The 10,552-nt window shown below is 39.7% G+C and carries 9 protein-coding genes; all 9 read left to right on the forward strand.

What is annotated here, in order from left to right:
• Positions 1–192: 192 nt before the first annotated feature.
• The 9 genes from HMPREF9064_RS05080 (at position 193) to HMPREF9064_RS05055 (ending at position 10,498) form a co-directional block, all read left to right on the forward strand.
• Positions 193–1,947 carry a hypothetical protein gene (locus HMPREF9064_RS05080; RefSeq protein WP_169308658.1) on the forward strand — a complete coding sequence of 585 codons (1,755 nt, stop codon included), beginning with the start codon at positions 193–195 and terminating at the stop codon, positions 1,945–1,947.
• Positions 1,948–2,359: 412 nt separating this feature from the next.
• Positions 2,360–2,668, forward strand: a complete 309-nt coding sequence (locus HMPREF9064_RS0109435; RefSeq protein ID WP_006718129.1) for a hypothetical protein — start codon at positions 2,360–2,362, stop codon at positions 2,666–2,668.
• A gap of 291 nt (positions 2,669–2,959) precedes the next feature.
• Positions 2,960–4,393, forward strand: a complete 1,434-nt coding sequence (locus HMPREF9064_RS09685) for a GH-E family nuclease (RefSeq protein ID WP_006718131.1) — start codon at positions 2,960–2,962, stop codon at positions 4,391–4,393.
• On the forward strand, positions 4,394–4,930 hold the full coding sequence (locus tag HMPREF9064_RS05070; RefSeq protein WP_006718133.1) for an ankyrin repeat domain-containing protein: 537 nt from the start codon (positions 4,394–4,396) through the stop codon (positions 4,928–4,930). It begins immediately after the preceding gene.
• A gap of 261 nt (positions 4,931–5,191) precedes the next feature.
• The gene (locus HMPREF9064_RS0109445) at positions 5,192–8,755 is read left to right on the forward strand and encodes a hemagglutinin repeat-containing protein (protein WP_006718135.1); all 3,564 of its coding nucleotides are present in this window, start codon (positions 5,192–5,194) and stop codon (positions 8,753–8,755) included.
• Complete coding sequence (locus tag HMPREF9064_RS05065; protein WP_006718137.1) at positions 8,752–8,991, forward strand: VHS/ENTH/ANTH domain-containing protein; 240 nt, start codon at positions 8,752–8,754, stop codon at positions 8,989–8,991. Before HMPREF9064_RS0109445 ends, HMPREF9064_RS05065 begins: the two co-directional genes overlap by 4 nt.
• A 238-nt stretch (positions 8,992–9,229) precedes the next feature.
• Entirely contained in the window at positions 9,230–9,583 is a 354-nt protein-coding gene (locus HMPREF9064_RS05060) for an Imm8 family immunity protein (RefSeq protein ID WP_006718142.1), read from the forward strand.
• Between the two features lie 154 nt (positions 9,584–9,737).
• Complete coding sequence (locus tag HMPREF9064_RS0109450) at positions 9,738–10,100, forward strand: hypothetical protein (RefSeq protein WP_006718144.1); 363 nt, start codon at positions 9,738–9,740, stop codon at positions 10,098–10,100.
• Positions 10,101–10,111: 11 nt separating this feature from the next.
• Complete coding sequence (locus tag HMPREF9064_RS05055) at positions 10,112–10,498, forward strand: SMI1/KNR4 family protein (protein ID WP_006718145.1); 387 nt, start codon at positions 10,112–10,114, stop codon at positions 10,496–10,498.
• The last annotated feature ends 54 nt before the right edge of the window (positions 10,499–10,552 follow it).

Below are 10,552 nucleotides of genomic sequence, written 5' to 3' on the forward strand. Positions count from 1 at the left end.
AGTAAAGTGCGGTTAATTTTAAAAGAGTTTTAAAACCTCTCAAAAATTGACCGCACTTTTGTATTTTCAATGATGCTTATTTTAAGCAAATTTTGATATCACAGTGAAGCCGACCAAGATAAAAACCGCTTCCAAACAAAATCGCTCAGTCATACCGATATTGAAAATCGCAGTGAGGTTGAAGTGAAAAGCGTGAGCGCAGGGCTTTCAACGGATATGGCACAGAATGCTAAAAATGCGATGGCTGCCGCGGCGAGTGCTTTAGGGAATAAACATGAAAGTGCTACAAGTCAAACGCAATCAGCGGTAGGGTCTAATATTCAAATTGACACAGAAACACCGGAAAATCTGACCGCACTTTCACGTGATACGAAGAACGCCAATCATAAGATGAAAGCCTTTGATTTACAGGAAATCAAAGAACAACAAGAAGCGGCGCAAGTAGCCGGTGAGTTATTTTCAAAAATCACAGGTGATGTAGCCAAAGCATTTGAATTTGAAGACGGTAGCAAAGAGAAGATTGCGATGCATGCCCTTGCGGGCGCATTGGCAGCGAAGATGTCAGGGGGGAATGTTGCGACAGGTGCGGCAGCCGGTGCAGGGTCGGAGTGGTTGAACACGTATGTTACAGATTACTTAAACGAACACACGAAAGACCTTAAGTTAGATGCAGGACAAAAGGAGAAGCTTAAACAAGCGGCACAACAAATGACCGCGTTGGCGATAGGTGCGGCAGCGGGTGCAGTGACCGGTGGGACAAGTGAAACGATTAAACAGGGGGCGTTGGCATCTTACAATGCGGAGACGTATAACAGACAGCTTCATCAAAATGAGAAAGAGCGTATTAAGTTGCTTGCAAATGGCGATGAAGAAAAGGAACGTCGTTTAGAAATTGCGGCTTGTGCGTTAGTGCATTGTTCTGCGCAGATTCCTACAGATGATCCGGATTATGCCAAATCGTATGAACAAGCGAGAGCAGTAGAACAACTTGGTAATACGGCGGAATATGCCCAAGAAAGAGCATTATTAAAACGCCAAACTGAAACATTTAGTGATCCTTTTGGTTCCGGTGTGCAGAACAAACTATTTGAATATAACAATACTTATAAAGCGCTAGATCACGCGAATAGAATCGATACGAAATATGCTGTAACAACACGCGCTGGTGGTGTTGTACAAGCAGTAGGAGGTGTTGCGGCTATGACTGTCGGTACAGGTCTTTGTGAAACCGGTATTGGATGCGTGGCAGGCGTACCGGTTGCTGCTTATGGAGCTGATAATACTTATACCGGCGGGAGAGTGATTCTTACCGGTAAAAATCAAAATACATTAGGTGGTCAATTGCTCAGTCAAGTGACAGGATTAAGTCCGGAAACAGCAAATTTTGTCTATAGTTTACCGAGTTTATATACGGGGGCTAAGCCGATACTGGGGGCAACAGCGAGATTAGGTAATCAAGTTGTTGCAGAAGGGAGTCAAATGGCATCTGCTATGGGGTATGTAGCTGGAGAAATAGGCAAGGATGTTGCGGCTGGTTATAAGGCAATCCCGCGCCCCTATAAAGTTGCATTTGGTATTGAGGCTGGGATTAATACAGCGGCAGAAACGATCCCTTATGCTACTGGTCAAAAAGAAATCAATGGCAATAATATTCTCCAAAGTGGAGGGAAAGTCATTGCTGATTCTACATATTCAGGTTTAACTCATAAAGCTAGTGATGGATTAGGATTTGGTCTAGATGTTACAAAAGGAGTAATTGAAGGTAAATCTTTTGGTGAGGCTGTTAGAGATTCAGGTACATCGGTTTGGTTTTCTAAAAACTTTGGGTTATTTATAAAGGATGAAAATGTTAAAAGATTGATGTCTTCAAGCATGAGTAAAGTAACAGAAAATATTTATAATAATCAGGAAAAATCAGTTAAGGACTCAAAAAATGAAAGCAAGTAAGATTATTAGAATTATCATAGCTTCGATATTATCTTTCTGTTTTATATATTTTACTCTTATTCTAAGAGGAAAAATCGAACCTGATTTAAATCATTTTATTTATAATCTTATAATATGGGGAGGTTTTTTATGCTTTTCGGCTCTTTTGATTTCTTACTATTCTCCAGAAATTTATGGTGAGAATAAAAAAAATGATAGACAAAAATCGAAGCTCTCCAAGAAGAAAGCGAAGAGAAGAAAACCTTAGCATAGCGGTTTAATGATTTAAAAAGATATAGTATAAAGTGATCTGCACCCCAAAACTTAGACTCAATGATAGCGCAAGCGTCCACGCTTGCGCTGTTTAATAAAAATATTGCGAATTTTACCCATAAACGTTGGGAGAACCAATGTTCAAAATTCTTTGGATTTTGTGACCGCACTTTTAGTTGATAGGCACAAGCGAGGACGCTTGCGCCATCGTGGGGCGAAGTTGGCGCAAATGCTTTTGAAAAAGCGTATGAGCGAATTGCAACAGGAGATAAAAATGAATAAAAGAGATCTTTTCAATATATTTAAAATGTCGATATTTACATTAGCTATAACATATTTGTTTGTATTATCAAAGTTTAACTTTGACTTTAGTAAAGTTAATATATTAAAAGTATTGGGTTTTTTTCCTATAGTATTTATCTCGCTCTTATTTTGTTTTTATTTAGGAAGAATGCTGAAAGATAAATGAATTAGCTAGTAGTGTTTTGGTTACCCAGAGGGATACTTGAATAGCATAAAATTTTAAATATCTAGATATAAAGTGTGGTCAATTTTCAAAGAGTTTTAAAACTTCTCAAAATTGACCGCACTTTTTGTATTGTGATCTGCACCCCAAGATAGCGTGTGTCTCCTGACGCGTGCTTGTATCGAGTTAAAAAATAAACAAACTGAAGTTATTCATGAAAATAGTGAAGATTTGAATCAAAAAAATTGATGTTTTGGGGCACGCGTTAGGAAACGCGCGCCATCGTGGGGGGCGTTGGCATCTTACAATGCAGAGACGTATAACAGACAGCTTCATATTGATGAGATTAAATGGATTAAAGAAAACGCAAAACGTTTTGCTCAAGAGGAAAGTGAGCGTTTAGGGCATCAAGTCACTGAACAAGAAGCGATGGAGCGATTAATTACCCAAGCGGCTCAAGAAGTCGACTATGCTTGGTTTAAGAAAATTGGCGAAACAGATGGCCAAGCACAGTCTTTCTTAAGAAAAGCAACGGCTCAAGGGGATGTTCCTCCTTATGATAATCGTGGCACATTTATCAATTCAGGTGGTAAACGTCAGTCGATGTTTACTGTTGCGGATAAAGATGAATATTACTCAACGGGTAAATATTCAAATGCATTGGCACAATTTGATAAAGCAAACGGCCATGTCGTAACGAAGACATTGCAACCGAAAGTAAAATATGACCTTTATACTAAATCGTTATCGGATGGTGCAGATGCGGCTTTAAAAGGTACCTTGCATGCATTTAATCATCCGGAGGATGTACTCAAGCCAATTGGTTTTGGTATTGCGAACTGTTTAAAAGAAGATATGTGCATTTCAGCCGGTAAGGAAATGTTATCGGATTCAGGAAAGGCAGTATGGCAATCGGGTAAAGACATTTTTGGCGCAGGCTATCATCTTGATGATGTAAATTACCTTTATGGTAAAAATATGGTCAATGAGATTGATGCGATAGCAGCTGTGAGAGGTGGTACAGCCTTGTTGGAGCTTACGGGGGCCGGGAAAGCTGCTGGCGTGGGGGTAAAGGCTGTGGGTGAAGTTGCTGGTAAGGTTGCCGAAAGAACGCTTACTCGTTTACCTAATTTACAAACCGGCAATTTAGTTAAACCTAAAGTAGATTCTGAATTTCTGAGCAAACCCTTGCCGGAAGGATATAAGTATGTTTCGTTAAGTGAGATTGAAGGTCCGAAGGGTGGTGTTTATCACTATATAGGAGATGATGTAAAAGGAAATCCTGTTTTCTTCAATAATAATAAGTTTGTGTCGTTTGAGGGTGGGGTGAAGAAAGAATTGAAATCAGAACCTAATCTATTAATGAATAAAACGGCAGTAGGGGATAAATACCCAAGACCAACACTTAGAGTTGAAACTAAGAAAAATATTCTTTCGCAATATGAGCAGGTTTCAGATAATGTATTTCTTCATAAAGAAACAGGTGAAATAGTGAATGGTCCATTTGATATAGGGCATATTCCTGGATGGGAGCATAGAAGATTAGAAGAGGCTGCTAAACAATTGGGTTTAACAAGACAGGAATTTAATGATTACGTAAATTCAAGACCCAACATTTTTAGGCTAGAGAATCGTTCTGAAAATCGAAGTCATAGAAATGAGATGCCTGGCAAAGATGATATTGAACGAATTGTTCGTGATATGAAAAACTTTGAAAGAGGAAAATAAATGAATAATAAGTTAGAGATGGGCATAAAAATTTTAGATGCAATGGATTCTGGTGATTTAACTTTATTGGAAGAGCTTTTTCAAAATAAGGAAAGGAATATCATGGAAGTAACTCCTGTAGAGCATTGGAATTGGTTGCATAAAGCCTTATTAGGATTTGAGTCAAATAAACCATCCTCTGATGTTATTAATTATCTAATTAATAAGGGTATAGATATTAATGCTCAGGATATATACGGAATGACACCATTACATTATGCGTTAAGAAGTAAAAATATTGATGCTGCGATAGCGTTACTTAAGGCTGGTGCAAACCCTAATTTACCAAATGAAAGAGGAATTACACCTTTATCCTATATTAATGGTTTCCCAGAAAGACTGGATTTGCTTCAATTAATGCTAGATAACGGGGGAGATGTAGATTTCTTTACTGGACAGCATGGTATTTTAGAGGGGATCAAAAAATATCGCTCCCAAGATCCTAAATTTAAACCGGTGATTGAGTTAATGGAAAAGTATTCCAAAAAGGGCACTTAATTTACTTTGGGAATAGATTTTAAAAGTGTGCTATATCAAGCTCATTTTAAATTATTTACAAGTAGATTGGAAAAATGGAAATATCAAGTGCGGTCAATTTTCAAAGAGTTTTTAAACCTCTCAAAAATTGACCGCACTTTTTAACAGATAAGCATCTTGCAGACTCAGTGATTGATAGTGAAGTCCGTGCAGATAAGAATTACCTTAGGATAAAATCACCGACGCCCGAAAGACGGCACATTACATCTTTCTTCCAATAAATTGGAGGCACAGGGCGCAGATATTATCAATGAAGGTAAAGGCGCCACGCTGGTTCAAGCCAAAACGGCTTTAAATCTGACCGCACTTTCGGTGGGGTATGATGAAAAGATGGGGGGAGGCAATGACTCTCGCCGCGAGAAAATAGAAAAGGCGGTGGTGAGCCATATCAAAGGCAAAGGGGATGTCACAGTTGCGGCGAAAGACCTCTTGTCGGAAGGCGCCCGACTTGAAAGTGCTGAAAAACTCACCGCGATTGCAGAAAATGATTTGGTTTTGAATGGAGCAAAAGAAAGCTCTGATTTTGAGGAGTTCCATCAAACGAAAAGCGGCAGTTTGGCAAAGACCACAAAGACAAGCTTAGACAAAGCACAATTAGACAGCCATGTAGGCACGCAACTTAGTGGAAAAGACATTTTATTAAGTGCAGGCAAAGATGTGAAAGCTAAAGGACTGCAGGGCATTGCCGATAAAAACCTAAGTATTCAAGCGGGAGAGGATGTTGTTCTTACGGCGGACACCAATCGATTCAAAGAAGTGCATCAACAAACGAAGAAGACATCGGGTGTGTTTACGAGTGGCGGAGGCATTACCTTTGGTTCGAAATCAGAAAAACATCATGTTGAATCGGAAGGTTGGACGCAATCGGATGCGCGAAGCACCTTGGGGGCAATGGATGGCAATGTAAAAATCAGTGCCGGCAATCATGCTCAAGTGATGGGCACGGACATGATAACACCGAAAGCGAATCGTATAGATATTGAAGGCGCGAGCGTGAAGGTTGAGGCGGGGAAAGATATTATCCATTCTAATGAGCGTCATGAGTATAAACAATCCGGCGTAAATTTGGCGGTAAGTACACCGGTAACCGACATGGCGCAAGCTGTCTATCACAGTGTAAAACGCGCACAACAAGTCAGTAACCCAAAACTCAAAGCCCTTTATGGCATAAAAGCGGCAGAAGAAGTTGCAATGGCGGCACAAAATGTCGGTAAGGTAGCAGAGACGTTAGATGCCTTGAGGGCAGGGAATATGCAACAAAACGGAACCACGTCCAGCCCGAGTGTCAAAATTAGTATTGGTTACGGTAGCCAAAAACAAACGCAAACCAGTGAAAGCAAAAGTATTCAACATCAAAAATCAACTATCAATACAGGAATACTAGATATTAAAGCCCGTGGTGAAAAAGTGGTTTTTGAAGGCGTGGATGCGAATGCGAAATTGATGGCCCTTTCCGGCAAACAGGGGATTGACATCAAAGGGGTGAAAGACGAAGAGCATCAGCGTACGGAGAATAAATCGGCCGGCGGTAGTGTCGGTGTTTTTGTGGGTACCAACGGTAATAGTTACGGATTGGGTATAGAAGGTTCGGTGAATGTAGCGAAGGGCAAGTCGAACTCGGATAGCGAGCGTTGGCAAAACAGCCATCTAACGGCAGATAAAATCATCACGAACAGTGAAGAAGGCGACTTAACCCTTGATGCGGCGAATCTTAAAGCAAAACGTTGGGAAGCGGATATTCAAAATCTGACGATAACGAGCCGTCAAGATACGGAAAAATACGAATCGAAACAAACGAGTGCGAGTGCAAGCGGTTCGGTGGCGTATGGTTCGGGCGGTGGTGCATCGGTGAGTGCGTCATACAACAAGGCAAAAGTGGATTATGCGCAAGTCAATGAACAAGCCGGGATTCGTGTCGGAGAGGATGGTATGGATGCCAACATCCACAACCATGCTCAACTGAATGCTGCCATCATCGAAAGTAGCGCGGAGGAAAGTAAAAACCGCTTTAAAACAAAATCGCTTGCACATACCGATATTGAAAACCGCAGTGAGATTAAAACGGAAAGTGCGAGCATCAGTGCGGGCACGGGAGGCATTAACCCGATGCAGGCGATAAGCAGTGCGTTGAGCTTATTAGGTAACACGAATGAAAGGGAGCGAAGCACCACCAAATCAGCCATCAGTGGCAACATTCAGATAGAGACGGAAACACCGGAAAATCTGACCGCACTTTCACGGGATACGAAGAATGCGAATCAACGAGTTGAAAAGCAAGATTTACAAAAAGTGCAAGAACGCCAAGAAATGGCGAAAGTGATAGGTGACATCACGAACAACGCGATAAGCATTGCCACGTATAATGAGCGTGAGAAAATCAACAAGCTAGGGCTTGAGAAGTTTAAGCTGGAAGAGCAAGAAAAAGCCTTGAAGGGACAAGCCGGTAATGAACAACAGCTTGCCGCCATTAAGCAACAACTGACAAGTATTCAAACAGAAATCACAAAAACTCAAGATAAAATCGACCGCACTTACGGCATAGGTAGTGAAAAAGGCATGGCGATTCGAGCGGTGACGGCGGCATTACAAGCGGCGGCACAAAACGATACCGCAGGCAGTCTTGTCGCACTGGCTTCGCCTTATCTCAATCAAAAAATCCACGAGATGACGGCAGGCGACACGGCAAAAGACAAAGCTGCGAATCTGATGGCACATGCTCTTCTTTCCGCAGTGGAGTTCCAAGTGACAGGCAAAGACCCATTGACGGGAGCAATTGCCGGGGTGACAGGTGAGGCAACCGCTGAAATCATCGCAAGAGCTTATGGCAAACCGGTCAGTGAATTAACGGCCAATGAGAAGGAAAACATTAGCACGTTAAGCCAATTGGCAGGCGGACTGGCATCGGCATTGACAGCGAAAGCGAATGGCACCACAGCGGAACAAGGGGGGAATTTACTTGCGGCGACTTTTGGAGCTGAGACGGCTAAAAGGGCGGTGGAGAATAATGCGCTTACTCAAGGCGATATTCATGGTGCTTATCAACGTTTATTAAATGGTGAAAATATCGAAGTTGTTCTCCGTGATTTAGAGCATTTAAGCCAAAAGGAACGAGCTAAATTACTTGCAGATTGTGATGCAGCATGCCGACAAGTGGTGCCAAGTTTATTAATGGCTGCAAATGATTTTTCAGAAGAGCAGGCTATTGCGCTAGGTAGTATCTTATCGAAAATCCCGGCAGAACAACGTTCACGTGTTGATATGCTTGTTCAATCGGAAAATAGTAAAACGCTTGAGGCTATAGAAAACAGTAAGAGTGATGTGGAAAAACATATTGCTTTGGCTGTTAAGGTGATGAGATTTTTCCAAGCAGAGAATGCCGTGTCGGGAGGAAAAACAAGCAAACCTTTTAAGGTTAGTGCAGCGAAGGATAGCGAAAATTATTACAAGGATAGCTCTTTTTCCTCAATAAATGCTCAAGTTGCATTATCTAAGAAATTATCAGCATTAGAAAGTGCTCAGAAGTCAGCAGTTAAAATTAAAACTCTTCCTGATGGACGAGTTCGATATTATGATAAAGAACGTTTTGCGAAAAATCCAGGACCAACTAGGGGAAACTCTCTAGTGACTGAATATAATCCTAAAACAGGGGGCGTAAAACAATGGATGGAAAGTTACGATCATAATGGCAATGTTAATAGAGTTCATCCAAAATCAGTAAATGGTCAGGTTGTGGATAGTATCCATTACCCGCCCACAGGAGCAGAATTGGAGAAAATGAAAAAATGATTAGATATAGTGAAAAAGACTTTATAAATGAAATTAGATTAATGGTAAGCAATAATGCATCAGAACAGGAGATTTCTTATAGAGCCTTAGAATTGATGAATTCATCAATTGATTGGAGAGAGGAATTTCGTGATTTTGCATTGGATCTGATTGGTATAATAGAACCTGGTTTTTATATGACAAATGATGAAATACTAGAAAATATTAATTTGTTGAGTAAAAAATATTATCCATAAAATGAATATTGGAAAATATTACCCAGATAGCGTGCATTTCCTAACGTGCGCTATCGTGAGGGAATAATTGGGTACAATAGCCAAGATAGACTTAGAGAATATCGCAAACCTTCAGAGAAAAGTACCTCATATGCAGAAACGGGAGTTCAATCAAATTTTGAAACATATAGGATTATTCCTGGTACAGATGAAAAGCAAAAAATAGGTAATGCCCATTTCAATATTAAGGATTAATTATATGAAAGGTAAACTAAAACTAATCATGGATTCAAATGGAGAAATTGATTTAGAGAATTATTCTCCGAAAAGTGATTTTTTTTGTATGAATATTCTGTTGGGAATCGGTTTAAATGATGATAATAAGATAGATTATTTTGAACTTAGAATATGTTCTATCAAGTGGATAGAGCTAAATGAAGAATATCCTATTATTCTAAGAAATACATTAATTGTTAAAAAATATAATTATAAGGAGTTGTTAAAAACTTTAGAGAATTATATCTGTAAATGCGAAGGGAGTTCTTGGGAAGATATTTCATTAAAACTATCTAGATATTTTTCTTGGGAGTTTGAAAATTATTTAGAAATATAGATGTTGATTTATTAATAGCAAGTTTTGCTGTCCCAATGATAGCGCCAGCGTCCATGCTTATGCTGTTTAATAAAAACATTGCGAATTTTACCCATAAACGTTGGGAGAACTAATGTTCAAAATCCTTTGGATTTTGTGACCGCACTTTTAGTTGATGGGCACAAGCGAGGACGCTTGCGCCATCGTGGGGGTTGAAGATATGAGAAAGAATGGTTGGAATGGAAAACCTGTAGACGTGGTAAACATGCCAGATAATGCACCGACAAGTATGGATAATACCCGTATTCTAGCTGCGAGAAATGCAGGAATAAAAGTTGATGCAATTGTTCATAACTATTCTGATAAACTTTCTTATGAGGATATTAGACGGTTTGGTGTCGGAAATACTTACCCTAAAACCTGGGGAGAGGCAATTGAACTGAGAGTTAAAAAGCAGTCTAGTATGTCTGGAGTTGACAAGAACTGGTCAACCAAGTTTTCTCATGGTTCCTTGTATGATCCAAAAGTCATAAAATAAAGGAGGTGATTATGCAAACTAAATTTAATTTATATCCTAAAGAACAATTACCTAAAAACTTCAAGTTTCCTCAGTCTTATATTGATTTATCAAGTAATATGGAAAAGATAAATGAATTGGAATATTTTCCTTGGTGGTTTGAAGATCCTGATTATGAGAATTCAGAGATAGAGGATAGTGTTTATCTTTATAGTAAAGCAATAGAAAAACTGACTGGTGTAGCTGATTTAATATCATTTGCTAGAGATGGTGATTGGGCAGCTTGTTTCAAATTAACGGATTACTCTGGAAATCCGAGAGTTTATGTTCACGATCTTGGTAATGAAGCCAATAAATATGAATGTAAGGATTTTGATGAGTGGTTAGCGGAAGAAATCAAAAGAGCAAAAGAACATTAAAATGGACTATTTAAATTTAAGTAAAGAAGTTTCCTATGCGCTTCGTCATGCCCC

Source organism: Aggregatibacter segnis ATCC 33393 (assembly GCF_000185305.1).
Classification (GTDB): Bacteria; Pseudomonadota; Gammaproteobacteria; order Enterobacterales; family Pasteurellaceae; genus Aggregatibacter; species Aggregatibacter segnis.